Genomic DNA, 24,556 nt, shown 5'->3' on the forward strand with positions numbered 1-24,556 from the left:
ACCGTGGTCACCACGGATCCACCGCGCATCGAGGAGCCTGAGCAGCCTCGGCGCGACAAGCGCATGTCCCTCGGAGGGCACCTGCGCGAGCTGCGTCGGCGTTTCTTCATCGCCGCCGCCGGTCTCGTGGTCGGCATGGTCGTCGCGTTCATCATCAGCGGCTGGGTCATCGACCTGCTGGCGCAGCCGATCGTGCAGATCGCCACCGAGCGGGGCGACCAGTACATCGCGCTCAACTTCACGACGGTCTCCAGCGGTTTCGACCTGCACATGCGGATCGCTTTCGCGATCGGCCTGCTGATCTCGGCGCCGATCTGGCTCTGGCAGATCTGGGCGTTCATCATGCCCGGCCTCACGCGCAAAGAGGTCAGCTACACCGTCGGCTTCCTCGCCGCGGCGATCCCGCTGTTCGTCGCGGGACTGTACGTCGGCTGGCTGATCATGCCGCACATGGTCGTGCTCATGGCCAACTTCGTGCCGAACGACCTGGGCGTCGCGCAGTTCTACGACTACGCCACGTACTACGACTTCGTGTTCAAGCTGCTGCTGGTGATCGGCATCTCGTTCGTGACGCCCGTCTTCCTGGTCGCGCTGAACCTCGCCGGCGTCGTGTCGGGCCGCGGCATCCTCAAGGGCTGGCGTGTCGCCATCATCGTGATCACCGTGTTCGCGGCCGCCGCGACGCCCGCCGCCGACGTCACCTCGATGCTGCTGCTCGCGGGCATCCTGTGCGTGCTCTACTTCGCCGCCGTCGGTCTCTCGATGCTCTTCGACCGCCGCAAGGCCAAGCGGGACCGCGCGGCCGGACTTCTGCCGCCCGAGGTCTCGTGAGCGAGTCCGCTCCCGCCGACCGCTACGCGCGAGCGACCGCGTCGGCACGCCTCGATCGGACGCACCCGATCACGGCCGCGTTCGCCGCCTCCCAGCGGTTCACGCTCGACCCCTTCCAGATCGAAGGATGCCGCGCCCTCGAGGAGGGCCGCAGCGTCCTGGTGGCCGCCCCCACCGGCGCGGGCAAGACGATCGTCGGCGAGTTCGCCGTGCATCTGGCGATGCGCGAACCCGGAGACAAGGCGTTCTACACGACGCCGATGAAGGCGCTCTCGAACCAGAAGTTCCGCGAGCTGCAGGACGTGTACGGCGAGGGCGAGGTGGGTCTTCTCACCGGCGACACCAACATCAACGGCAACGCGCGCATCGTCGTGATGACGACCGAGGTGCTGCGCAACATGCTGTACGCCGACTCGCCGGCGCTGCGGGGCCTCCGGTATGTGGTCATGGACGAGGTGCACTACCTCGCCGACCGCTTCCGCGGTGCCGTGTGGGAGGAGGTCATCATCCACCTCGCGCCGAGCGTGCGGCTGATCTCGCTGTCGGCGACCGTCTCGAACGCCGAGGAGTTCGGCGATTGGCTCGACACCGTCCGCGGCGACACCGAAGTCATCGTCTCGGAGACGCGCCCGGTGCCCCTCGAGCAGCACGTGCTGGTGCGCGGCGACCTGCTGCCGCTGTTCGACGACCGCGCCGGCATCGCGACCGCGCAGGTCAACCAGGAGCTGATGCGCATCCGGTCCTTCAAGGGCCAGAACTTCGAGCGAAATCATCGGGTGCAGGCGTCGAACAGTGCGCGCCAGGCGGGGTACGAGGCATCCCATCGTCGTCCCCACCGCGGGGGCAAGCGGCCGGTGCGGTCGGCGAACGTGCAGCGGATCGAGCGTCTCGACCGCCCCGATGTCGTCGAGCTGCTGTCGCGGGCCAACCTGCTCCCGGCGATCTTCTTCATCTTCAGCCGGGCGGGCTGCGATGCCGCCGTGCAGCAGGTGCGCCGCGCCGGTGTGCGGCTGACGTCGCAGGACGAGCGCCGCGAGATCCGCGCCGTGATCGAAGAGCGCACGCGCACCCTCCTCGAAGAGGACCTCGCCGTGCTGGGCTTCTGGGAGTGGCGCGAGAATCTCGAGCGCGGTGTCGCCTCGCACCACGCCGGCCTCCTGCCGGCGTTCAAGGAGGTCGTCGAAGAGCTGTTCCAGCGCAAGCTGGTCAAGGTCGTGTTCGCCACCGAGACCCTCGCGCTCGGCATCAACATGCCCGCGCGCACGGTGGTGCTCGAGAAGCTCGAGAAGTTCAACGGCGAAGCCCGTGTCGCCATCACGTCGGGGGAGTACACGCAGCTGACCGGTCGTGCCGGCCGGCGCGGCATCGACGTCGAGGGACACGCGGTGATCCAGTGGACCGAGGGGCTCGACCCGCAGGCCGTCGCCGCCCTCGCCTCCCGGCGCACGTACCCGCTCAACTCGAGCTTCCGGCCGACGTACAACATGGCGGTCAACCTCATCGACCAGTTCGGCCGGGCCAAGGCGCGCGAGATCCTCGAGTCGTCGTTCGCCCAGTTCCAGGCCGACCGCGCCGTCGTCGGGCTCGCCCGGCAGGTCAAGGAGCAGGAGGAGTCGCTCGCCGGCTACGCGAAGGCGATGACGTGCGACCGCGGCGACTTCGCCGAGTACTCGCGCATCCGTCGCGAGCTGAGCGACGTCGAGAAGCTGAACCGCAAGGACGCGAACGCCTCGCGGCGCACCCGCGACGAACGGCTGCGCCACATCGCGAGTCTGCGCAAGCAGATGCAGCGCCACGCGTGCCACCAGTGCCCCGATCGCGAGCACCACGCGCGGTGGGCCGAGAGGTACTGGAAGCTCAAGCGCGACGTCGACAAGCTGCGGCGGCAGATCGAGACCCGCACCGGCACGGTCGCCCGCATCTTCGACCGCGTCGTCGATGTGCTGGGCGCGCTCGAGTACGTGTCGATCCAGGACGACGGCTCGACGGCGCTGACGCCCGCGGGTCGTACGATGCGCCGCATCTACGGTGAGCGCGACCTGCTCGTCGCCGAGTCACTGCGCCGCGGCATCTGGAAGGACCTGGACGCCGCCTCCCTCGCCGCGCTCGCCTGCTCGCTGGTGTACGAGCCGAGGCGGGACGACGGCGGCCCGGGCGAGCGGGGACTGCCGCGCGGCGCGTTCCGGCCGGCGTTCGAGGCGACGCTGTCGCTGTGGGAGGAGCTCGACGACCTCGAGCAGGAGCACCGGCTTCCCGGCACCGAGCCGGTCGCGGCCGGCCTCGCGCAGGCGATGCACACGTGGGCGCGCGGCGGCATGCTCGACCGCGTGCTGATCGAGGCCGACATGGCGGCCGGCGACTTCGTGCGCTGGTCGAAGCAGACGATCGACCTGCTCGACCAGCTGTCGATCGTCGCCGACCAGCCGATCGCGGGCACAGCCCGCAAGGCGTTGGATGCTGTGCGCCGCGGCATCGTCGCCTACTCCGGGGTCTAGCCGCGCCGACGCGGCGAGGGAACGCCGTCCCGCTCGCCTAGGCTGAATCCGTGCCACCTCGCCCGATCCTGCCGCTCTGGGCGGCGGTTCCGCTCTCGGTCCTGGCCGGGGTGCTGTTCGACCTGGCGTTCCCCTCGGTGGCGTGGTGGCCGATGGCCTTCGTCTCGGTCGCGCTGGCGCTCGTGACGCTCATCGGGCGCCGGGTCGGCGGCGCATTCCTCACCGGACTCGCCTACGGCCTCGCGTTCTATCTGCTCAACGTCGACTTCACCGCCGAATGGGTCGGGCCGCTTCCGTGGCTCGCGCTCTCCCTGCTCGAGGCGCTGTTCGTCGCGGGCGGCGCGGTGCTGATCTCGCTGGCGTACCTGTGGGTGCCCGTGGTGGTGCCGCGTCGGGGTCGCATCCTGCTCACCTCGGTGCTCGTCGCGGGGCTGTGGACTGCGAAAGAGGCGGTGATCGGCGGTTTTCCGTACGGTGGCTTTCCCTGGGGGCGCGTCGGAACGTCACAGGTGAACGGGCCGTTCGCCGAGGTGGTCTCGTGGACGGGAACCGCCGGACTCACGTTCCTGATCGTCGCGCTCGTCGCCGCGTCGGTGGAGCTCGTCCGGGCTCCGCAACGCGCGCGGGGGAGCAGCATCCGTCCGCTCCTCCCGCTCGGAGTGCTCGTCCTCGTCGCCACGGCCCTTCTCCTCGTCCCCGCGTGGGCGACGACGCCCGCGGGGAAGATGCGCGTCGCGAGCGTGCAAGGCAATGGCCCCGCCGGCTACTTCGACGAGCGGGAGGCGGGGGACATCCTCGCGTCACAGTACGAGGCCACGAAGCCGCTGTTCGGCGCGGAGGGCGTGGATGTGGTGCTGTGGCCCGAAGGGAGCGTCGACGTGGACCCCGACGCGTCGCCGGTCGTCGCGGCCGCCCTCGATCGCGTGGCGCGGCAGGTGGGCGCCCCGCTCGTCGCCAACCGCATCGACAAGCGCGGCGACGAATACTTCAACATGTCGTTCCTCTGGCGCGAGGGCGCCGGCATCGAGCAGACGTACGACAAACGCAACCCGGTGCCGTTCGGCGAGTACGTGCCCGACCGGGAGTTCTACGCGTCGATCGCCCCCGACCTCATCGGCATGATCGGCAGGGACTACACGCCCGGCACCACCCCGCCGGTGTTCGACATCGACGGCACCGTCGCCGGACTCGCGATCTGCTTCGACGTCATCTACGACGCGCTGATCTGGGAAGGCGCGCGCGACGGCGCGGAGATCTACCTCTTCCAGACCAACAACGCCGACTTCCGGGGCACCGACGAGAACCTCCAGCAGCTCGCCGTCGCGCGACTGCGCGCCATCGAGACCGGGCGCTCGGTCGTCAACCTCTCGACGGTGGGCACGAGTCAGGTGATCGCGCCCGACGGGTCCACCATCGACGGGCTCCCGGCCGACGAACCGGGCCACATGCTCACCGATGTGCCGTTGCGGACAGGCCTCACACCGGCCGTCATCATCGGGCCGTGGCTGAACGCGCTGGTGGCGTGGGGAAGCGTCATCGTTCTCGCAGGCTTCGGATTCGCCGTGCGCCGGCGCTCGCACGGGCACGCGAAAACGCCGGCCCCGTAGGGCCGGCGTCGCGCGGAGCGCGGGTCAGGCGCTGAGCTTGTCCACCGTCACGGCCTCGCCGGCGCCGCGGCGGGCGCGGACGTACGCGAGGCGCTCCTCGAGCAGCTCTTCGAGCTCGGGGATGGTGCGGCGCTCCAGGAGCATGTCCCAGTGACTGCGAGGCGTCTTGTCGCCGGAGTGGTCGACGGTCGCGGTGCCGTCACCCACCCGCAGCAGCGCCTCGGCGCCGCATGTGCGGCACTCCCAGGCGGGCGGAACCTCGGCGTCGGCCGCGAAGGTCAAAGTCGTGTCACGTCCACACGACGTGCACGAGTAGATGTGCTGTGCGCGCTCATGGAACACGACGCCCTCTTCGCTCTGTAGGCTCTGGGCGCCGAGTCGGATGCCGCGCAGGCTGCGGTCTGCCATTTTGTGGTCCTCTCGTCGCTGTACAGGTATAACGAAGTGACCTGAGCGGATCATCCGAAGGACCCCTGTTCATCGACCTTTCACAGTGGATGCACAGGGGGAGATGCGGACCGTTACCACCCCATGTTAGGCGAGAGCGGCGAGGGCGACGTCCGCGCGGTCGGTGACGATGCCGTCGACGCCCATCTCGACGAGGCGGACCATGTCGCCGGGGGCGTTGACGGTCCACACGTGCACCTCCACGCCGTGCCGGTGCGCCGCCGCGATGAGCCGGGGCGTGACGATGCGCAGGCGGCCCTGCCGCTCCGGCACCTGAAGGGCGTCCACGCCCGCGAGAGCGCGCGCGACAAGGCGATCCGAGCGCGCCGACACGGCCGCCAGCACGCGCGCGATGGTGCCGCGACCCCCTGACGTCGCGGGACGGATGCTGCGCCCCGACGCCTCGCTCACGACCTGAGCGGCGCTCAGCGCGGCGCGTCGCCGTTCGTCCGAGAAGCTCGTCAGCAGCACTCGGTCGGCGAACGGCGCGATCGCTGTGCCGACGGCGGACGCGGCATCCGTCGCCTTCACGTCGAGGTTGAACCTGACGGTGGGAAATGACGTCAGAGCCTGCGCGAGCGTGATGAGGCCGCCCCGCGGGGCCATGAGGTGCTCGAGCTCCCGCACGGTCACGTCGGCGATCTTGCGTGGGTCACCGGTCACGCGCGAGAGGTCGTCATCGTGGAACAGCACCACGACGCCGTCGGCGGTGCGGTGGCAGTCCGACTCGACGTAGCGCGCGCCGGCCGAGTGTGCCGCGGCGACGGCGGCGAAGGAGTTCTCGACGATGCCGCTGCGCTCGGCGTCGGGCGTGACGAGGCCGCGGTGTGCGAGCACGCGGGGTGTCGCGACGCCCTCGAACCAGGGGTGGGTCACGGGGTGGGCGGCGTGACCGCGGGGGGCGGGCCGCCGATCGCGGGCCCACCGGTGGCCGGGCCGCTCGACGCGACCCCGCCGGTGGCGATGCCGCCTGCCCCGGGCGGGCGGCCCTTGGCCGCAGCATCCGCCATCACGCCCGCAAAGGAGCCTGTCAGGCCCTTGAGTGCCTCGGTGAACTCGCTCGGGATGATCCAGAGCTTGCTCGAGGCGCTGTCGGCGATCTTCGGCAGGGTCTGCAGGTACTGGTACGCGAGCAGCTTGTCGTCGGGGTTGCCGGTGTGGATCGCGTCGAACACGGTCTGGATCGCCTCGGCCTCGCCCTGTGCGCGCAGGACCGCGGCCTGCTTGTCACCTTCGGCCTTCAGGATCTCGGCCTGCCGGCGGCCCTCGGCCTCGAGGATCTGGGACTGCTTCGAGCCCTCGGCGGTGAGGATCGTCGCGCGGCGTTCACGCTCGGCGCGCATCTGCTTCTCCATGGAGTCCTGAATGGAGTGCGGCGGGTCGATGGCCTTGAGCTCGACGCGCGACACGCGCAGGCCCCACTTGCCGGTCGCCTCGTCGAGCACGACGCGCAGCTGCCCGTTGATGTTGTCGCGACTCGTGAGCGCCTCCTCGAGGTTGAGCCCGCCGACCACGTTGCGGAGGGTCGTCACGGTCAACTGCTCCACGGCGCTGAGGTAGTTGGCGATCTCGTAGGTCGCGGCCCGGGCATCGGTGACCTGGAAGTACACCACGGTGTCGATCGAGACGACGAGGTTGTCTTCGGTGATCACGGGCTGCGGCGGGAACGAGACGACCTGCTCGCGCATGTCGAGGAGGGGGCGCAGACGGTCGATGAAGGGGACGAGCAGATTGAGTCCGGGGGAGAGCGTCTTGTGGTACCGCCCCAGGCGCTCGACGATGCCGGCCGTCGCCTGCGGGATGATCCGGATGGACCGGAAGATGACGACCAGGACGAAGATGAAGACCGCGATCGCGAGGATCCACCCGATCGCCGTCGGGATGGCCGAGGTGAAGTCGTTCATGCGAGCGGGTCCTCCGGTGCGGGGGCGAGGGATTCGGGGAAGTCGGAGCGCACCACCGCGGTCGCGCCCTCGATGCGGCTGACGCGCACGCGCATGCCCGGCTGGAGGTCTCCGGTCTCTGTGCGCGCGGTCCAGATGTCGCCGTTGGCGAGCTTGACCTGGCCGCCGTGCGCGCCGACCGACGAGACGACGGTGCCGCCCAGGCCGATGAGGGCGTCGACGTTCGACGGCGTCGGGTCTTCGCCGCGGCGCAGGCGTCTCAGCAGCGGTGGCCGGAGCAGGAGCACGAGGGCGGCGGCGACACCGGCGGCGATGATCACCTGGAGCCAGATCGGCGCGCCGAGGAGGTCGGTAAGCAGGCCCGCGAGACCGCCGATGCTGAGCATCAGGAACGTGAAGTCGAGAGTCAGCATCTCGATCACGAGGAACACCAGGATCAGCACCAGCCAGCCGATCCATGCCCACTGTTCGACGACCTCGATGAGCTCCACGGTGCGCCTCCTCAGCTCGAACCTAGCAGGTAGGGTCTACACGTGACTCAGACTCTGAACCCGCTTCCCGAGAGCTCGCTGAGCGGCAAGACCGCACTCGTGACGGGCTCGTCCCGCGGCATCGGCGCCGACACGGCCCGCTACCTCGCGCAGGCCGGAGCGGACGTCGTCATCAACTACCGCAACAAGGCTCCGCGCGCCGAGAAGCTCGCCACCGAGCTGCGCGAGCTGGGTGTCCAGGTGCTCGTGGTCGGCGCCGATCTCACCGACCCCGCATCGGTGCAGGCGATGTTCGACGAGGTCGCGAACACGTTCGGCTCGCTCGACATCCTCGTGCTCAACGCGTCGGGCGGCATGGAGTCCGGAATGGCCGAGGACTACGCGCTCCTTCTCAACCGCGATGCGCAGGTGAACGTGCTCGAGACGGCGCTCCCGATCCTCGGCGAGGGCTCGCGCGTCGTCTTCGTGACGAGCCACCAGGCGCACTTCATCCGCACCACGCCGACGATGCCGGAGTACGAGCCGGTCGCACTGTCGAAGCGCGCCGGTGAGGACGCCCTGCGCGAGCGCATCCCCGCGCTCACCGAGCGCGGCGTCGAGTTCGTCGTCGTGTCGGGCGACATGATCGAGGGCACGATCACCGCGACGCTGCTCGAGCGGGCGAACCCGGGCGCCATCGCCGCGCGTCGCGAGGACGCGGGCAAGCTCTACAACGTGTCGGAGTTCGCCGCCGAGGTCGCGCAGGCGGCGCTCGACCCGGTGCCGGCCGACAACACCCGCCTCGTGGGCGACGTCTCGTCGTTCGGCGCGGAGTGACCCGATGAAGGCGAACGACATCGAGACTCTCGTCTCGGTCGGGCGTCCCGAGATCGCCGCCGACGGCTCGTTCGCCGTCTTCGCGACCTCGCGTCCGGACCTCGCGGCCAACCGGAGCGTCGGCCAGGTGTGGCGCGTCGACCTCCCCGACGGCACGCCTCGACGCCTCACCCGCGGCACCGCCGACGGCTCGCCGAAGCTCTCACCCGACGACACCCGTATCGCGTTCATGCGTGGCGACGCCAAGGGCAAGCCGCAGGTGCACGTGGTCGCGGCCGCCGGCGGCGAGCCGGTGCAGGCGACCGAAACCGTCCTGGGCGTCGAGGACTTCGCCTGGTCGCCCGACGGGGCGACCATCGCGTTCATCGCCCGCGTGCCCGAGAAGGGCCGCTACGGCAGCGTGGAGGGATTGGATGCTGCGGCCGAGGCGCCGCGGCACATCACCGGTGTGCGGTGGCACGCGAACGGCCTCGGCTACATCGGCGATCGCCCTGCCCACGTCTTCGTGATCGCGGTGCCCGAGGTCGACACGGAGCCGTTCTACGAGCCCGCCGCAGCGGTGCGCCCCGACGACGAGACGCCGCCCAAGAAGACGCTGGTCGCCGCCGAGGCACGCCAGCTCACCGAGGGAACGGCATCGCACGGCGGGGTCGTCTTCACCGCGGACGGGCGCGAGCTCCTCACCGTGCCCGACGAGATCGAGGCGGACCGCCGGGACCTGCGCGACCGCATCGTCGCCGTGGCCGTCGACGGCTCGGGGCAGCGTGAGGTGCTCGGCACCGACGCGGGCATCGCTGTCTACGAGGCGGTCGCCGGCGCGGACGGCACGATCGCCCTCCTCGCGCACGAGGTCGGCGACGGCGTCGACTTCGTCGCCCCCGGCGTCGGCCTGTGGCTCGTGGAGGACGGCAGCGCTCGCCGCATCACCGACGCCGACGAGCTGAACCTCGGCGAGGGACACCTGCGGGCGGACGGCGACGCGTTCGTCGTGCAGGACGCCGCGCGCGGTCGCGTGCGGCTGCTGCGCGTCACGCGGGACGGTGCGGTCACCGAGCTCCTCGGCGGAGATGTCGAGGTCGGCGGCCACGCGACCGGCGGCGGCCTGGTCGTGGCCTCGGTGTCCCAGCCCGACTCGTTCGGCGAGCTCGTCGTCATCGAGGACGGTGCCGCGCGCACCCTGACTTCGTTCGGGGCTCGGGCGGCAGCATCCGGGATCGTCCTTCCCCGCGAGCTCACGATCACAGGCCGCGACGGCTACCCGGTGCACGGCTGGGTCGCGACGCCGGAGGGCGAGGGCCCGTTCCCGGTCATCCTGCAGATCCACGGCGGCCCCTTCGCCTCGTACGGCGTGCACCTGTTCGACGAGACGCAGGTGCTCGTCGACGCGGGCTACGCGGTCGTCTACTCGAACCCGCGCGGCTCAGCGGGGTACGGGCGGGCGCATGGGCGCAGCATCCGTCAGCAGATGGGCACTGTCGACTTCGCCGACGTCATCGACTTCCTCGAGGGAGCGATCGCCGACGACGCCCGCCTGGACGCTGACCGGGTCGGCGTGCAGGGAGGCTCGTACGGCGGCTACCTCACGGCGTGGGTCATCGCGCACGACCACCGGTTCTCCGGGGCGATCGTGGAGCGCGGCTTCCTCGAGCCGCTCTCGTTCCAGGGCACGAGCGACATCGGCTCGTTCTTCGGCGACCAGTACGTCGGCATCTCGGCCGACGACATCGCGCGCCAGAGCCCGATGGCGGTCGTCGGGCAGGTGACGACCCCGACGCTCGTGATGCATTCCGAGCTCGACTTGCGCTGCCCGCTCGAACAGGCGACGCGCTACTACGCGGCGCTCAAGCGCCAGGGCACCGAGGCCGAGATGCTGGTGTTTCCCGGTGAGAACCACGAGCTCACGCGCTCCGGTCAGCCGCGCCACCGCGTCCAGCGCTTCGACGCGGTGCTCGACTGGTGGAGCCGGCACCTCCCGGTCGGCTGATCCGACCGCAGACACGAGTCGGCCCCGGGAGCGTTCGCTCCCCGGGGCCGACTGCGGTTCAGGCGCGGATCAGATGTCGCCCTTGAAGGTGAAGGCGCGGACGATGTTGATCACACCGAGCACGACGAGCGAGATGCCGAGGATCCACCAGAGGATCGCGACACCCCAGACCGGCGCGAAGAGCACGACGATACCGGCGATGATGCTCAGGATGGCGAAGAAGATCGACCAGCCCTTCGACGACGCGTCGCCGAGCGTCGACAGCGCCACGATGCCTTCGACGATCCACATGATTCCGATGAGGATGCCGAGGAACAGCGCGAGCCACGCCGTCGTCTGACCGAGGTTGAACAGAGCCACGACGCCGGCGATGATGAACAGGATGCCGAGCGCGATGTGGCCCACGCGAGCCCAGCCGCCCTTGGTCTTCGAGAAGATCCCGAGACCGGCGTAGACCAGGCCGGCGGCGATCGCATAGATCGCGATGATCGCCGTGATGACCGCGGCCGTCTTGCCCGGCCAGACCAGGATCAGGATGCCGACGATGATGGCGAGGACGCCGCCGACGCCGAGCGCCGTGCGGATTCCGTTGACGGCCGACTTCTCGGCTTCGGATGCAGTGGACATGAGGGGCCTTTCTGAGAGTTCCCTGTACGTAGTGCGGCTAAAGCTTAGACCCCAGATCGAACATGCAAGCGACCGTGAACGTGTGTTGCCCGATGCCCATCGCTTCGACGGGTCGCGCCGCGCTAGCGTGAGCGTGCGCAGCGTGCGCGCCCGGATCGGCGTGCAGTGAGGAGGGTTTCCATGGCCGTGGTGTCGAGGGGGTTCGGAGCGCGTCGTCGCGAGAGCGATCCGCGGCTGCCGCCCGGGCAGTATCTGACGGAGGACTTCCCGGTGCTGTCGGCCGGACCGACGCCTCGGATCGAGCAGGACGACTGGCGCTTCGGCATCCGCACCGAGGGCGGCGACGCGGTCTCGTGGACGTGGGACGAGTTCATGGCACTGCCCATCGAAGATGTGCACACCGACATCCATTGCGTGACGCGTTGGTCGAAGCTGGGCACCTCCTGGCGCGGCGTGTCGCTCGACACCCTGCTCGAGACTGTCGAAACCGACGCCGAGTACGCGATGGCGCATTCCTACGGCGGCTACACGACCAATGTGCCGATGGAGGACCTGCTCGGGGGCCAGGCGTGGGTCGCGTTCGAGTTCGAGGGCGAACCACTGGACCCCGAGCACGGTGGCCCGGCGCGCCTGCTGATTCCCCACCTGTATTTCTGGAAGAGCGCCAAATGGGTGCGCGGACTCACCCTCATGCAGGACGATGAGCCCGGCTTCTGGGAGCAGAACGGGTACAACATGCACGGGGACCCCTGGACTGAGGAGCGGTATTGGTGACCGTCGGCGGGTGGCGCCCCGGGCGGGTCGTCGAGTCCGTGCCGGCGTCGCCGTCGGCGCGCATCCTGCGACTTCAGGTTCCGGGCTGGCCGGGCAACGACGCGGGCCAGCACGTCGACATCCGACTCACGGCCGAGGACGGCTATCAGGCGGTGCGGTCGTACTCGCTCGGCTCGTACGGCACCGCGGAGACCATCGAGCTCGCGGTCGACAAGATTCCTGACGGTGAGGTGTCGCCGTACCTCGTCGAAGACGTGCTCCCCGGCGACGAGCTCGAGGTCAAGGGTCCGCTCGGCGGCTACTTCGTCTGGCGGCCCGGGGGAGCGGCGCCCGTGCAGCTCATCGCCGGCGGGTCGGGAATCGTGCCACTGATGGCGATGGTGCGGGCCGCGACGGATGCCGGGGCGGCAGCATCCGTCCGCCTGCTCTACTCCGTCCGCACGGCGGAAGACGCGATATATCGCGAAGAGCTCGAGCAGCTGAACGGAGATGGGGGAGTGGGGCTGACCTGGCGGTACACCCGCGCGGCGCCCGACGGTTGGCAGGGATCCGTCGGACGGGTCGACGACGAGGCGCTGCGCGCGGCCACGTGGGAGCCCGGCCACGAGCCGATCGTGTACGTCTGCGGTCCGACGGGGTTCGTCGAGCACGTCGCCGACGCGCTGGTCGGGTTGGGACACGAGCCTGCTCGGATCAAGACTGAACGCTTCGGAGGTGCATGATGCGTGCTGAGAACGCCGCGAGCGTCGTCGACGGCAACGCCGCGGCGGGGATGCTGTGGGATGTGTTCGGTGCGGACGTCACCGCGCTGGTCGGCGTGTGCGGCGGGTGCGGCGACGCCGCGCCCGTCGCCGAAGCCGTCGTCGAGCTCGACGAGACCGCGGCGATCGTCCGCTGCCGTTCCTGCACCCACACGCTGTTCACGGTGCTGCATGAGGGGGAGCAGGTGCGGCTCGTGCTGGGCATGCTGCACGAGATCGTGCGGCCCTGACCGGCTGACCCGACTCAGCCCAGCAGCAGCGTGACGAGGATCAGGACGGGGACACAGCCGATCGTCGTGAGGAACACGGTGTCGCGAGAGATCGTCTCGCCGACGTCGTAGCGCTGTGAGTAGTTGAACACGTTCTGAGCCGTGGGCAGGGCCGCGAGCACAGTGACGATGAGCACGTCGTGCGCCGAGAGACCGAACACGAACTCGGCGACCGCCCAAGCGATCGCCGGCATCGCGACGAGCTTCAGCGTCGTGGCGAGGACGATGTCGCGCCGGCGACCCGACGCTCCCAGCACGCGCTGCCCGTGCAGCGAGATCCCGTAGGCGATCAGAAGGATCGGCACGCACGCGTTCGCGATGAGCATCGCCGGCTCCATCACGATGGGCGGCAGGTCGATCCCCAGCACCGAGACGAGCGTGCCGAGCACTGAGCCGACCACGATCGGGTTGGTCGCCACCCGGGCCACGGCGCGCCAGAGCGATGCGCGGGCGGTGGTCACAGCATCCAGGATCGCCATCGTGATGGGGGTGAACACCAGGAGCTGCATGAGGATCACCGGCGCGGGATACGCCGCACTGCCGAGGAGATACAGCGACAGCGGGATGCCGATGTTGTTCGAGTTGACCTGACCCGCGCTGAGGGCGCCGATCACGGTCTCGCCGGCGGAGCGCCTCCAGATGAGCCGTGCGATCAGCGCATAGACGAGGATCACCGCCACCGCAGCGATGGCCGACACCGGCAGCAGCGCCGAGAAGAGCGTGTGGACGTCAGCCTGCGCGAGGACGACGAACAGCAGGAAGGGCGAGAGCACGAAGAACGTCAGGCGAGCGAGCACGGGCCGTGCGTGCTCGCCGAGAAGGTCGATGCGGCCGAGGATCCAGCCCACGAGGATCGCCACACCCACCACGACGAACCCGGTGAGCGACTGCAGCATGATTCGAGCCTAGGAAATCGTTCTCTGGGGAGCGAATCGCGTGCCGTCAGGTGACAGACTTGCACGCGCCGAATCAAAGGAGCACCGGATGCCTGAACCCCGTGGCCGCGCAACCCGCAAGGCCGATCTGCTCGCAGCGCTGACTGCTCCGGCGGTCGATGTCTGGGTGGCGACGGCCTCGCCGACGGCGGCGCCGCACCTCGTGCCGCTGTCGCTCGCGTGGATCGACGGCTCTGCCGTCATCGCGCTGGAGGACCGCTCGGTGACCGCCCGCAACATCGTTGCGTCCGGGGTCGCGCGACTGGCGGTCGGCCCGACGCGCGACGTCGCGATGATCGATGTCGTGCTCGAACGGTCCGCAGGTGTGGACGACGACGTGCCGCTCGGCGACGCCTATGCGGCGCAGGCGGATTGGGACCCGCGCGGACTTGCCGGGTACATATTCCTGGTGCTGCGGCCGACGCGGATCCAGGCATGGCGCGAATCGAACGAGCTGGCCGGCCGGGTGCTCATGCGGGACGGTGACTGGATCGTGTGAACGACAGCCGTGTAACACGAGAAGGGAAAGTCATCCGGTTGACTCTGTCGTGTCGCCTCGTGCGGCGGATGCTGGCCCGGATGTTGGGTGAGACTCGGACCTCTCCGCAGCCCCTTCTGGGAGCCCCATCTGGAGAGGGGCCCACGGAAGGGGTTCTGTCAGGCGCTTCGAAAGCGCGCCGATAATGCACATTATGTCAACTGGAGGTTGTACTATTTGCGGATCTCGCAATTACTGCGGAAACGGGTATCACCGAGTCCGCTCCCCTGAAAGTGACTCTGATCAGGGATTGCTCACCGCCCGACTGGTTGGCCCATAGCGCCGAGCGCGGTGTTGAGACGTGAGTAACCATCGCCCCGTCAACCGCGTCTGACCTGGTATTTCTCTCGTGGTGATTGCGATTCTTGCAATCTGTGTGCGAAACTCGCAATCGACTTTTGGGGGTCGGGAGCGCCGATGGCAGATGGTCCGGAGAACGTGCTGTTCGCGCCGTTCGGTGGTCAGGCGCCCGATCCCGAGCTGTTCCTGTCGAGCGTGCTCGACGGTTGGGAGCGTCAGCAGCGCGCGAAGGACTTCTCTCCCACGACGATCCGCAGCCGCCGTCGGCTGGTGCTGGCGATGGTGGACTTCACCGGCCACTACCCGTGGGACTGGACGATGGCCGACGCCGATGACTTCTTCTCCCACGCCCGCGGCGTTCGCAATCTCTCCCATTCCACCGTGCGCTCCTACCAGGGCGCTATCAAGCTGTTCTGCGACTAGGCCTGCGACCCGCGGTACGACTGGTCGGAGCAGGCGGCCACGCTGTTCGGACGGGTGTTCGGGCAGATCGTCACCGAACTGAACAAGGTCACCCACGCGCACCCGACCGACGCGCGGCCGGCCAAACGCCCGTTCACGCAGCGCGAGCTCCAGGAGTTCTTCGACCTCGCCGACCTCGAGGTTCACCGCATCCTCGACTCCGGCCGGCGCGGCGCCCTCGCGGCCTGGCGCGACTCGGTCGCCTTCAAGACGGCTTACGGCTGGGGGCTGCGTGTCAACGAGCTCCGCCACCTGCAGCAGGTCGACTTCTCCCGCAACAACCGCGCGCCCTACCTCGGCGATCACGGCGTGCTCCGAGTGCGCTGGGGCAAACCGCACCGCGGCTCCGCGAAGAAGGTGCGCACCGTGCTCACCGTCTGGCAATGGGCTGCCGACACCATCCACGACTGGGTGGAACGCGGGCTCCCCCGCTACGGCTACCCCATCACCGACCTCTTCCCCACCGGCACCGGCGGTCTGGTCTCCGAGACGCACCTGATCCACAAACTGCGGACGCTGGTCGACGAACTCGGCTTCCCGCCAGGGCTGGACTTGCACTCGTTCCGACGTGCTTACGCCACCCACCTCATCACCGGCGAGGGGTTCGACGTGACGTTCGTGCAGCTGCAGCTCGGCCACGAGCACGCCTCCACCACCTCGATCTACTCCCTCCCCTCCCCCGACTACCAGCGGCTCGCGCTCGAGCGCGCCCACGACCGCACCCTCGCGGCGGCACGCCGGCCGCGAAACGAGAACAGGAGCACCCCGTGACCAGACGCGAGATCACCTACACCTGGCGGGTGCGGGAGGTCATGGCTCGCCGCCGCATCTTCAACGCCAAGCAGCTCGCTCCCCTGCTCCACGAGCGAGGAATCACGCTCACGCCGAACGCGATCTGGCGGATCGTGTCGCAGGACCCGGAACGGATCTCCTTCCAGATGCTGGTTGCGCTCTGCGACGCGCTCGACGTCACCCCGAACGACCTCATCACCTACACCGCCACCGACGCGAAGACCCTTCGGCATCGCCGCAAGGCCGCCGGCGATGACCTCCCCGACCTTCGCGACTACCGACCGGTCCGCGCCCGCATCGTCGACGATGAGTAGACCCGCAACCGGCGGCAACGGCTCCGCCCGACCCCCATCGGTCCGCAACGCCACGGAACCGCCCGCACGCGGCCGCCCCCGCTCGGTGGGGCAGCTGACCTGCGACCGCTGCCGCCTCACCGACGTCGCCAAGATCCGTGTCCGATGGCCCGACGGCGCCATCTGCGGTATCTGCTTCACCACCGCCACCCACACCTTCGGCACCTGCCCGGACTGCCTCGATCCCGACCGGATGCTCCCCGGCCGCAACAGGCAGGGCAAGCCGAACTGCCGACACTGCGCCGGCATCTCCACCGACCTTGTCTGCGGCCGATGCGGCCGCGAAGCCGAACGCTTTCGAGCCGGAAACTGCGCGCGCTGCGTCGTCACCGACGACCTCACCACACTGCTGCAACCCGGCGACAACATCAGCCTGCACCGCCTGGTCCGCGTGCTCGCCGACGCCGAACGCCCAGAAAGCATCTACACCTACACGCGCGGGGCGAAAGCCCGCGAGCTGCTGACCGCGATCGGAGAGCGACGCCTCGCACTTCGACACGACGCGTTCGACGCGCTCCCCCGCTCCACCGCAGCGGAACACCTCCGCGCCCTGCTCATGCACCACGGGATGCTGCCGCAACGAGGCCCCGAACCCGTCGCCCGCTTCGAACACTGGCTCTCCCAGAAGCTCACCGCGCTCCCCGACGACAGCACCCGCACCGCGATCGAACGGTTCGCCACCTGGCACCACCTGAACCGCATCCGCAAGCGCGCAGCAGACCCCGCGGTGAACCTGGAGACCGTGACACACGCGGCCAAACAGGAGATCACCGAAGCCGCGAACCTGCTCATCTGGCTCGCCGACACCCACGGTGCCGACGCCGGCGGCCTGACGCAGGCGCACGTCGACGACTACCTCGCCGACGGCCCCAGCACCCGCAAACACATCCGCAACTACGTCCGCTGGCTCACCCACGACCGGTCCAGTCCGAGCCGGCGCCTCGAAGCTCCCCACCGTGAGGCGAAGTCGGTGCCCATGCTCACTCAGACCCAGCGCATCGACCTCGTCCGCAACTGCCTGGAATGGGAACGCGTCGGCCTATCGCTCCGTGTCGCCGGCCTCATCCTGCTCCTGTGGGCCCAGCCACTGAACAAGATCGTCATGCTCCGTCATGACCACATTCAGCGCGGACCGACCGGGATGACCATCACGCTCGGGACGCGACCGGCAGCAGTGCCAGAAGCGATCGCCGACCTCCTCTGGCGCCACGCCCAGCACCCATCGAATCAGCGCACCAGCAACACTGCGACCGACTGGCTCTTCCCGGGAACTCGCGCCGGCCGCCACCTGCATCCGGCGACGCTCTCCACCCGGCTGAAGGTCCTCGGCATCGACGCGCAGCGCGCCCGCAACGCCACCCTCCGCGACCTGGTCCACGAAGTCGACGCCCGCTCACTCATCAACCTGCTCGGCTATAGCCCTGGCGTCATCACACAGCACGCCGCCCAGACCGGCACCCGCATGAGCGACTACGTCGACCTCAAACGTCGGGACCGCTGAGTGGCTGTCAGGTTAGAAACCGCCAGCGTGGAAGCGTTGGTTGCGAGTCTCGTGGTAAGCAATGGTCCGCTCGTCGCGAAACTGCGAGGCCTGCGCGGCGCGCTGCTCCTCATAGCTAACCGGCTTGCCGAACACCGCCCACTTCAGTCGCGTCCTCAGGCCGGGCTTTTCAGTCATCACGGGCCTCCTGTCGCTCTGTCGCCATCATGGCAGATGTCCAGCGCAACCGCACAGGATCCGCCACCCGACATGACGATTAGCGAGGAAACGGGTAACGCGGATTCCCAGCAGAAGACGACATCTTCGCGTCTGATGCGAATTGGCCTCTCCCCCCGACCTCCTTTGTGTGGCGCCGAATGAGCCCACTCATCGGCTCACCTTCCACGGCACCATCATCGAAACCGGCACCACCAGCTACCGCCTCGGACACCCGAACCCAGGCCACGTCCACGTCCACGAATTAGCGACCGCGTGGACGGCGTGTGCTTCCCTGCGATCCCTCCTGGCCTCATTCCTCGTCGGGCCGCTCGTTTCCTCCACCATTCGAATCCTTGCCTGCACTCCCGTGCTCACTGTTGCTGTTGCCGGGTACGCGCGTGATCGAGTCATTGCCCTGATGAGCTCGCTCGATGGCGGCATCGACGGTCAATGCGCTCGACCGGGCCCGCCGATGATTCCACGCGATCGCGGTTGCGATCGCGAGGACCACCGCGATCGCTCCCAGCACAACCAATCCCCAGTCTGGTTCGGGCGCTGCCGGTCCTACGGGATCGGTGAGACCGAGGACAATGAACAGGACACCTAACCCCCCGAGCACCGCCGGCGCGACGAATCGCAAGGCGATGTTTCCAAGGTGCGCTGGAGATCGCAAGTCAGCGCCCGGTTCTCTGTCGCTGAGCATCCGCCTATCTCTCTGATGGGCGGGCCCGACGTATTTGGATTGACAGCGATACGGCCGCGACCGTGCCCCCAATCAACGGGATCAGGCTCGGCCATATAGCATCTGGGCCGATCAGCACGATCCCAAGTACGAGGGCGAGAACACCGACGACGGCGAGGACAACCGCCACGACTCGCAACACTTGCAGTGTGCGAAGAGAACTACTTGCCAAGGTTCACCTCCAAGAGCCGCGGCACGAAGCGCCGTGCATCTCCAAACGACCGTGCAGCACCGTACACTCCTCCGATGATGTTCACGGTCGTGATTGCACCGACCAGGAGGGACATGCCGCCCGTCGGTAGAGCCGCCACCAGTGCGGCGACTCCGACGACTGCGTGGTGAGACCGCCGATCACGCCAGTGACATCCCACAGGAGGTTGGCACGCCGTTGCGCTCGAGGGCTCAAGGTCGAGCTTTCGCACGGGAATCCCTTCACTGCACTTCATCGTGAGCTCGGGACGTCTACTCGATTACTCGAGATGCCGGCGAGGGATCCTCTGCGTGTGTGCATCGAACCATGAGACGGGTATCTCGTCCAGAAAATTCTCAGGTGGCACAGAAGAAGCTGCGTCCGCAAAAGGTTCGAGACCTTCCGGTCCGCCCTAGCCGTCGCTCTTTGTAGTGCTCACGATGTGACGTCGAGCAGCTCGTGCCATGCACAGGCATCGCTATCGCTCAGCAGTAACTCGCCAACGCTCACGACACACCGGTTAGAGATTCCTGCGAGCCGGCTGCCACGGTGACGTCCCGATGGCCGTCGGATGCCGCACCGATTCCTCGTTCAGAAGGCGACTAATGAGCACGTGGTCTCGACTGGAACCGTCGGGGTGGGTCCGTATGACCTTGACAAGCTCAGTGGGCGCTCACCGGGCGGAGTTGCTGGCTGTGCTGCCAGGTCGCCTGGGCTCAGCAGCGCCGCGTATTGCTCGCTTGTCGGTCGAGCATCGGGCAGTGCGCGAGAGGCGTCCCTGGTGGCTGCGTCTCATCGCGCGCGGAGAGGGTCCGTTGAGTCGTCAGCGGATTGAGTCCAGGGCGCGCTGGTAGGCGGCGCTGTCGCCGCGAGTGACGTCGGTCATCAGCAACGCGTTGGGGCCGATCCTGCGTGAGTATTCACCCTCGCAGGGGATGGTCACGATCTTGGTCAGCCCGGCACGCCAGGCCCTGACGAGCGCGTCAAGGTCCCTGTGCTCCGGTGACGGCGTCGTTCCCTGCCGCATCGCCGATAGGTGAGCATCCATGCCCCGCGAGGACCAGTCCCGGTAGGAGTCGTCATCGAATACGGCGTCACCGAACTCGTCCCGCCACGAGGGTCCGAACATCTCACGAAGAATGGACTCGCGCTCGGGTGAACCGTTCACAGTCTGCTGCAGTGTCTCGAAATGGCGGGGATCCTGGTCGCGGCCCGCGTGCTCCGCCGCCTGGTGCCACAACGTCGGCCAAGCCCCCTCCCACCGGCTCCGTTCCGCTGGGGAGTCAACTCGTTCACTCGGGTCCGAGGGCGTGTCGATCAGCAAGGGCGGGAGATCGGTGCCGTTGATGTGGTGGTGGTGGGCCGCGCGGATCCAGAGCATTTCCAGGAGCGCGTTGGGCCGGTCCTCGACGGTGATGACCATGTCGTGCGGCCACGGGTTTCCGGGGATCGGTCTGCTCGATCGCATCAACGCTCCTGTCCAGTCACCGCAATCATGCCCGCACCGTTGGTCTGCACGCGCCCGGTGGCTCAGCGGCCGTCCGTGCGCGCGGAGACGGTCCAGCGCCAGTCGTTGCTGGGGCGCGTCCATTCCTCGCGCGGCTCGCTCCACTCGCGCGCGACATCGGTGAGCCAGATGGTGGAGTCGGGCGCCCAGCCTGCGATCACGGACGCGAATTCGTCGTCCACTTCGATCAACCGGGTGGCTGCGGAGAGGTAGCCGAGCGTGGTGAGGTGCACCGCATCCCATCGCTGCGACACCCGCTGCCAGTCGGGGATGAGCCATCTTCCGTCACGCCCGGTGACACGGAACCAGTCGTGCCGGCGGGAAGCGGTGACCTCGAACGGGTACTCGCGGCAGAGGTCGGCCCAGTCATCCGCCCCGCGGATCTCGAGCGTAGTTCCGGCTCCCCGCACGGGGATGACGGTTGCGACTTGCCAGCCGACTGAGTCTTCGACTAGCTCGATGCCATCCGCACGGTTCCCGCGCGTGGTGACGAGTCCCAGCGGCACGGACCACCATTGCCCCGACCAGTTCGCGTGCGGATCCGCCGGACGCTCCCAGACCGCTCTCGCCTCGTGCTCCCGCTGGTCGCGCGTCCACTTCGCAAGAACCGCCGCCGGGTCGGTCTGCAACGGCGCGGCGTCGCTGAGAGACCGCCAGTCCACTGCCCACTGCGCCGTTGCGCGAGGAGCCGTCAGTTGGGGCATCACGGCCACGAGCTGATCGGCGACGCGTCGCAGCGCATCCCGCACTGCGGGAACTGCGGCGACGGCATCCTCCCCATCGGGCTCCTGCCAGTACCGTGCATGGTCGACGGACGCCTGAAAGGCTTCCCGCACCACATCGTCGCGACGCGGGGCCAACTCGACGTCATCGATCAGCGCCGCGATCTGCTCGCTGCTGTAGGTCGGGTCGTCTCGACCGGTGGAATCGTCATCGCCGATACGCCGGAGCTGAACCCCCGGTTGCCGTACTTGCTGGTACCCGAGCTGAAACACCGCTAAGCGTACGGACTCCTCTGTGACCATCACGTACTCCAGGCACAGCCGACGGCCACGCGGACCGCGTATGAGTGTCTCCGCGATGTCGGTCATCCCCCCAGCCTGCCCGACAACCGCTGGACCGCTCCACCGTCGTCGCCGCCATCTTTGGGGGCACGAAGCGCGGTCCTGTTGGGAGCGATGCGCGGTTGACGGGGTGCGTCTCATAGCGTGGTGTCACTTCCCACGGGGTCCTCGTCGTCGTTGACGTAGGAGGGCCATCGTGGGAGACCAGTTGTTTCCGCCAAGAAGCAAAGAAGTGATCCCACGATGACCCAGAACCAGTCTGCCTTGACGACCCTGATTGCCGAAGTCCTCGCCGAGCCGGAGCTCGCTCATTCGGACGTGTTCCGCCGGATGCTGCAGGCCGGCTTGCAGGACCTGATCGACGCGGAAGCGACGGTGAAGATCGGCGCGGCGCCGCACGAACGCACCCCGGAGCGCACCACTCGGCGGAACGGCACCCGCCCCAAGACGCTCGCGACCCCGGCCGGGGAGGTGGACTTGGCGATCCCGAAGCTGCGGGAGGGATCGTTCTTCCCGTCGTTGCTGCACCCGCGCCGCCGGGTCGACAAGGCGCTCTACGCCGTGATCTGCCAGGCCTGGATCGACGGGGTGAGCACTCGCAAGGTCGACCAGCTGATCCGGGCGCTGGGCAACGACACCGGTATCAGCCGGTCGACGGTGTCGCGGATCTGCAGTGAGATCGACGAGGCCGTGCAGGAGTTCCTGCACCGCCGGATCGACCACACGTGGTTCCCCTACCTCTTCCTGGACGCCACCTACCTCGACGTCCGCCACCGCGGCCGGGTCGTCTCCCAAGCCCTCGTCGTCGCCACCGGCGTCAGCGGCGAGGGCCGCCGGGAGATCCTCGGGATGGCGCTGGGAGACGCGGAGACCACCGACTTCTGGACCGAGTTCCTCCGCAGCCTCCGCGACCGGGGACTGAAGGTCGCCACCGACGCCGACCCGCTCGGGGTCGCCCTGGTCACCAGCGACGCGCACGCCGGCCTGAAAGCAGCGGTGAAGGCGATCCTGCCCGGAGCTGGCTGGCAGAGATGCCGAGTCCATTTCGCCCGCAACGTCACCCAGAAGATCGGATCCGCGCGCTCCAAGCCGGTCAACGCGCTGATCACCACGATCTTCGCGCAGACCACGCCGGAGGCCGTGCTCGCCCAGTACCAGGCCGTCACCGACAGCCTCCGCGGGTCGTTCCCCGAGATCGCCGCCATGCTCGAAACCGCCGAGCCAGACCTCACCGGTTTCGCCTCGACCCCTCGAGAGCACTGGCAGAAGGTCTGGTCCAACAATCCGATCGAACGGCTCAACCGCGAGATCAAACGCCGCGCCGACGTCGTCCAGATCTTCCCCGACCGCGACTCCGTGACCCGCCTCATCGGCGCTGTTCTGCAGGAGCAGCACGAGGAGTGGCAATACGGCGAACGCCGCTACTTCTCCGACATCTCAATGCGCAAGCTCATCCACTCCCTGCACGAACACACCGAGCCCGCCCGCACCGAGCTGTACCTCACCGCCTGACCATCACCCACCATCGGCAACAACAGAAGTGACACCACGCCACGGGACTTGACCGGTTGACGCCTGTCGCGCACGGGCCGGAGCGCGTGCGATCACGGGTCCTCCACCGCGCCGATCGGGAAGCGAGTAACCGCACCTGAACCCGCTATTCGCTCACCACATCCCAGGCTCTTGCGAACACCAGCGGGCGTCGCCCTATCGTGGTGGGATGCGCGGGATCCAGGTCGACGAACGAGACTCATCGTGGGAATCGAACGAGCCGCGTTACCGGATCAATGTCTTCGAAGGCGCCGGCTCGGCGGTGACCACGGTCGATCTGGTCGACGCCTCGCTCAAGGACGTCGAATGGTCCGCGACGACGCTCGCGGGCGATGATCGATTGTGGTCAGTCGCACTGGTTGTCGACGACACCGCCCACGGGCGCGGCCTGATCTGGCTGGTCGGAGGCGACTATAACTCGCCGCCGAAGTCGCCGCGCGAGTGGCGCATGCGCGCGGAGATGCAAGACCGGCTCCTCGCGCACCGAAGCCGGAAAAGGCTCCCGCTCACCCTCCCAGACGGACGGCGGGTGATCCGGCTCTTCCCGGATTGGGGGCGCGAGTGGCCGCTGTGGGAGTCCTTCAGCGAGCAGTACACGCTCGACGCCGAGGACTTGCCGCTGAGCAGTGAGCTGGCCGCCGACCTCCACGAGTGGAACGCGGTCTGGCAGGCTCGGGACGAGACCGAGCCGGTGCCAGATGGGTGGATCGAACACGGGCGACAGCTCCACGCGCGGATGCAGACGGAACTCGACGCGGTCGCCGAGGTGCGTCCAGACTTCGAGTTGTCTTGACAGCATCACTTCTCGAGGCGTGCTGAAGACGGTCGACCTGCGCGCAGTGCACGCATCGCGCGGGTCACGGGCGGGCCAAACTGGATCCGTTCGGGGGTCGGCTGCCGATACGGTGCTGGGATGATTCCCGCTCCCTCCGCGCGGCTCCGATTCCGTGAGATGACGTCGGCCGATCTCGATGACATGGCCGACCTGCTCGGCGACCCCCGGGTCATGGAGTTCTACCCGGTGACGAAGAGTCGCGACGACGCGGCGCGATGGATCGCTTGGAATGAGGACAACTACGCCGCCCACGGCTTCGGTCTCTGGATCATCGAAACGCATTCGGGCCAGTTCGTCGGTGACTGCGGGCTGACCTGGCAAGACGTCAACGGCGTCCCGATGCTCGAAGTGGGCTACCACGTGCGCGTGGCGCTCCAAGGGCAGGGCTACGCAACAGAGGCAGCGGCCGCCTGCCGGGACTTCGCACGTGTTGAGCTGGGTACGGCTGAACTCGTTGCGATCATCCATCCCGACAACGCCGCGTCCGAGAAGGTCGCACTGAAGATCGGGATGACTCGACGCGAGGATGACCACGGTGGACCCATCGCCGTCCGTACCGTGCTCGGAATGACACTCTGAATG

At 68.3% G+C, this 24,556-nt stretch carries 26 protein-coding genes; 16 read left to right on the forward strand and 10 right to left on the reverse strand.

Going from position 1 to position 24,556, the window contains the following annotated elements:
* Positions 1 to 3: 3 nt before the first annotated feature.
* From tatC to lnt, 3 genes are read left to right on the forward strand one after another with little or no spacing between them, the layout of a single operon-like run.
* A complete protein-coding gene (gene tatC / locus ACVN90_RS08325) occupies positions 4 to 831 on the forward strand; it encodes a twin-arginine translocase subunit TatC (RefSeq protein ID WP_475101666.1) in 828 nt (275 codons plus the stop codon).
* A complete protein-coding gene (locus tag ACVN90_RS08330) occupies positions 828 to 3,326 on the forward strand; it encodes a DEAD/DEAH box helicase (protein WP_475101667.1) in 2,499 nt (832 codons plus the stop codon). The genes tatC and ACVN90_RS08330 overlap by 4 nt, the downstream gene beginning before the upstream one ends.
* Positions 3,327 to 3,376: 50 nt before the next feature.
* Positions 3,377 to 4,933, forward strand: a complete 1,557-nt coding sequence (gene lnt / locus ACVN90_RS08335) for an apolipoprotein N-acyltransferase (RefSeq protein WP_475101668.1) — start codon at positions 3,377 to 3,379, stop codon at positions 4,931 to 4,933.
* Between the two features lie 24 nt (positions 4,934 to 4,957).
* Here the strand turns inward: lnt and ACVN90_RS08340 are convergent, their stop codons facing one another.
* The 4 genes from ACVN90_RS08340 to ACVN90_RS08355 form a co-directional block, all read right to left on the reverse strand.
* Positions 4,958 to 5,341, reverse strand: coding sequence for an RNA polymerase-binding protein RbpA (locus ACVN90_RS08340; RefSeq protein ID WP_045302382.1), 384 nt, complete (start codon positions 5,339 to 5,341; stop codon positions 4,958 to 4,960).
* A gap of 126 nt (positions 5,342 to 5,467) precedes the next feature.
* Positions 5,468 to 6,256 (reverse strand): glycerophosphodiester phosphodiesterase family protein, encoded by a 789-nt coding sequence (locus tag ACVN90_RS08345; RefSeq protein WP_475101669.1) that lies wholly within the window; start codon positions 6,254 to 6,256, stop codon positions 5,468 to 5,470.
* Positions 6,253 to 7,284 carry an SPFH domain-containing protein gene (locus ACVN90_RS08350; RefSeq protein WP_475101670.1) on the reverse strand — a complete coding sequence of 344 codons (1,032 nt, stop codon included), beginning with the start codon at positions 7,282 to 7,284 and terminating at the stop codon, positions 6,253 to 6,255. The genes ACVN90_RS08345 and ACVN90_RS08350 overlap by 4 nt, the downstream gene beginning before the upstream one ends.
* Entirely contained in the window at positions 7,281 to 7,775 is a 495-nt protein-coding gene (locus tag ACVN90_RS08355; RefSeq protein ID WP_475101671.1) for an NfeD family protein, read from the reverse strand. Before ACVN90_RS08355 ends, ACVN90_RS08350 begins: the two co-directional genes overlap by 4 nt.
* A gap of 42 nt (positions 7,776 to 7,817) precedes the next feature.
* Between ACVN90_RS08355 and ACVN90_RS08360 the strand changes: the two genes are divergently transcribed.
* Positions 7,818 to 8,591, forward strand: a complete 774-nt coding sequence (locus ACVN90_RS08360) for an SDR family oxidoreductase (RefSeq protein WP_475101672.1) — start codon at positions 7,818 to 7,820, stop codon at positions 8,589 to 8,591.
* Between the two features lie 4 nt (positions 8,592 to 8,595).
* Positions 8,596 to 10,575, forward strand: coding sequence for a S9 family peptidase (locus ACVN90_RS08365; RefSeq protein WP_475101673.1), 1,980 nt, complete (start codon positions 8,596 to 8,598; stop codon positions 10,573 to 10,575).
* Positions 10,576 to 10,644: 69 nt separating this feature from the next.
* Here ACVN90_RS08365 and ACVN90_RS08370 read toward each other — a convergent pair whose 3' ends face one another.
* On the reverse strand, positions 10,645 to 11,202 hold the full coding sequence (locus ACVN90_RS08370; RefSeq protein ID WP_475101674.1) for an HdeD family acid-resistance protein: 558 nt from the start codon (positions 11,200 to 11,202) through the stop codon (positions 10,645 to 10,647).
* A gap of 180 nt (positions 11,203 to 11,382) precedes the next feature.
* Here ACVN90_RS08370 and ACVN90_RS08375 point away from each other — a divergent pair, with 180 nt between their 5' ends.
* From ACVN90_RS08375 to ACVN90_RS08385, 3 genes are read left to right on the forward strand one after another with little or no spacing between them, the layout of a single operon-like run.
* Positions 11,383 to 11,976 (forward strand): sulfite oxidase-like oxidoreductase, encoded by a 594-nt coding sequence (locus ACVN90_RS08375; RefSeq protein ID WP_374977947.1) that lies wholly within the window; start codon positions 11,383 to 11,385, stop codon positions 11,974 to 11,976.
* Positions 11,973 to 12,698 (forward strand): ferredoxin reductase, encoded by a 726-nt coding sequence (locus ACVN90_RS08380; protein WP_475101675.1) that lies wholly within the window; start codon positions 11,973 to 11,975, stop codon positions 12,696 to 12,698. Before ACVN90_RS08375 ends, ACVN90_RS08380 begins: the two co-directional genes overlap by 4 nt.
* Entirely contained in the window at positions 12,698 to 12,967 is a 270-nt protein-coding gene (locus ACVN90_RS08385; RefSeq protein WP_475101676.1) for a DUF6510 family protein, read from the forward strand. The genes ACVN90_RS08380 and ACVN90_RS08385 overlap by 1 nt, the downstream gene beginning before the upstream one ends.
* A 14-nt stretch (positions 12,968 to 12,981) precedes the next feature.
* On the opposite strand, the gene ACVN90_RS08390 is transcribed toward ACVN90_RS08385, so the two are convergent.
* Positions 12,982 to 13,902 (reverse strand): AEC family transporter, encoded by a 921-nt coding sequence (locus ACVN90_RS08390; RefSeq protein ID WP_475101677.1) that lies wholly within the window; start codon positions 13,900 to 13,902, stop codon positions 12,982 to 12,984.
* Between the two features lie 88 nt (positions 13,903 to 13,990).
* Here ACVN90_RS08390 and ACVN90_RS08395 point away from each other — a divergent pair, with 88 nt between their 5' ends.
* The 5 genes from ACVN90_RS08395 (at position 13,991) to ACVN90_RS08415 (ending at position 17,887) form a co-directional block, all read left to right on the forward strand.
* Positions 13,991 to 14,440: a pyridoxamine 5'-phosphate oxidase family protein gene (locus ACVN90_RS08395; RefSeq protein WP_475101678.1), complete on the forward strand. Its 450-nt coding sequence runs from the start codon at positions 13,991 to 13,993 to the stop codon at positions 14,438 to 14,440.
* Positions 14,441 to 14,896: 456 nt separating this feature from the next.
* Positions 14,897 to 15,202 carry a hypothetical protein gene (locus ACVN90_RS08400; protein ID WP_475101679.1) on the forward strand — a complete coding sequence of 102 codons (306 nt, stop codon included), beginning with the start codon at positions 14,897 to 14,899 and terminating at the stop codon, positions 15,200 to 15,202.
* A gap of 54 nt (positions 15,203 to 15,256) precedes the next feature.
* A complete protein-coding gene (locus ACVN90_RS08405) occupies positions 15,257 to 16,012 on the forward strand; it encodes a tyrosine-type recombinase/integrase (RefSeq protein WP_475101680.1) in 756 nt (251 codons plus the stop codon).
* Positions 16,009 to 16,347, forward strand: coding sequence for a helix-turn-helix domain-containing protein (locus tag ACVN90_RS08410; RefSeq protein WP_475101681.1), 339 nt, complete (start codon positions 16,009 to 16,011; stop codon positions 16,345 to 16,347). Before ACVN90_RS08405 ends, ACVN90_RS08410 begins: the two co-directional genes overlap by 4 nt.
* Entirely contained in the window at positions 16,340 to 17,887 is a 1,548-nt protein-coding gene (locus ACVN90_RS08415) for a hypothetical protein (RefSeq protein ID WP_475101682.1), read from the forward strand. Before ACVN90_RS08410 ends, ACVN90_RS08415 begins: the two co-directional genes overlap by 8 nt.
* Before the next feature lie 12 nt (positions 17,888 to 17,899).
* Here ACVN90_RS08415 and ACVN90_RS08420 read toward each other — a convergent pair whose 3' ends face one another.
* From ACVN90_RS08420 to ACVN90_RS08435, 4 genes are all read right to left on the reverse strand, one after another.
* Positions 17,900 to 18,064, reverse strand: coding sequence for a hypothetical protein (locus ACVN90_RS08420; RefSeq protein ID WP_475101683.1), 165 nt, complete (start codon positions 18,062 to 18,064; stop codon positions 17,900 to 17,902).
* 331 nt (positions 18,065 to 18,395) lie between these two features.
* A complete protein-coding gene (locus ACVN90_RS08425) occupies positions 18,396 to 18,788 on the reverse strand; it encodes a hypothetical protein (protein ID WP_475101684.1) in 393 nt (130 codons plus the stop codon).
* Between the two features lie 1,052 nt (positions 18,789 to 19,840).
* Positions 19,841 to 20,440: a hypothetical protein gene (locus ACVN90_RS08430; RefSeq protein WP_475101685.1), complete on the reverse strand. Its 600-nt coding sequence runs from the start codon at positions 20,438 to 20,440 to the stop codon at positions 19,841 to 19,843.
* A 107-nt stretch (positions 20,441 to 20,547) separates the two neighbouring features.
* Positions 20,548 to 21,615: a hypothetical protein gene (locus tag ACVN90_RS08435; protein ID WP_475101686.1), complete on the reverse strand. Its 1,068-nt coding sequence runs from the start codon at positions 21,613 to 21,615 to the stop codon at positions 20,548 to 20,550.
* 216 nt (positions 21,616 to 21,831) lie between these two features.
* Here ACVN90_RS08435 and ACVN90_RS08440 point away from each other — a divergent pair, with 216 nt between their 5' ends.
* The 3 genes from ACVN90_RS08440 to ACVN90_RS08450 all read left to right on the forward strand — a co-directional run bounded on the left by ACVN90_RS08440 (position 21,832) and on the right by ACVN90_RS08450 (position 24,553).
* Positions 21,832 to 23,100, forward strand: coding sequence for an IS256 family transposase (locus ACVN90_RS08440; RefSeq protein ID WP_475098597.1), 1,269 nt, complete (start codon positions 21,832 to 21,834; stop codon positions 23,098 to 23,100).
* 208 nt (positions 23,101 to 23,308) lie between these two features.
* Positions 23,309 to 23,932 carry a hypothetical protein gene (locus ACVN90_RS08445; protein ID WP_475101687.1) on the forward strand — a complete coding sequence of 208 codons (624 nt, stop codon included), beginning with the start codon at positions 23,309 to 23,311 and terminating at the stop codon, positions 23,930 to 23,932.
* A gap of 120 nt (positions 23,933 to 24,052) precedes the next feature.
* Positions 24,053 to 24,553, forward strand: coding sequence for a GNAT family N-acetyltransferase (locus tag ACVN90_RS08450; RefSeq protein WP_475101688.1), 501 nt, complete (start codon positions 24,053 to 24,055; stop codon positions 24,551 to 24,553).
* The last annotated feature ends 3 nt before the right edge of the window (positions 24,554 to 24,556 follow it).

Source organism: Microbacterium sp. F01 (assembly GCF_056156365.1).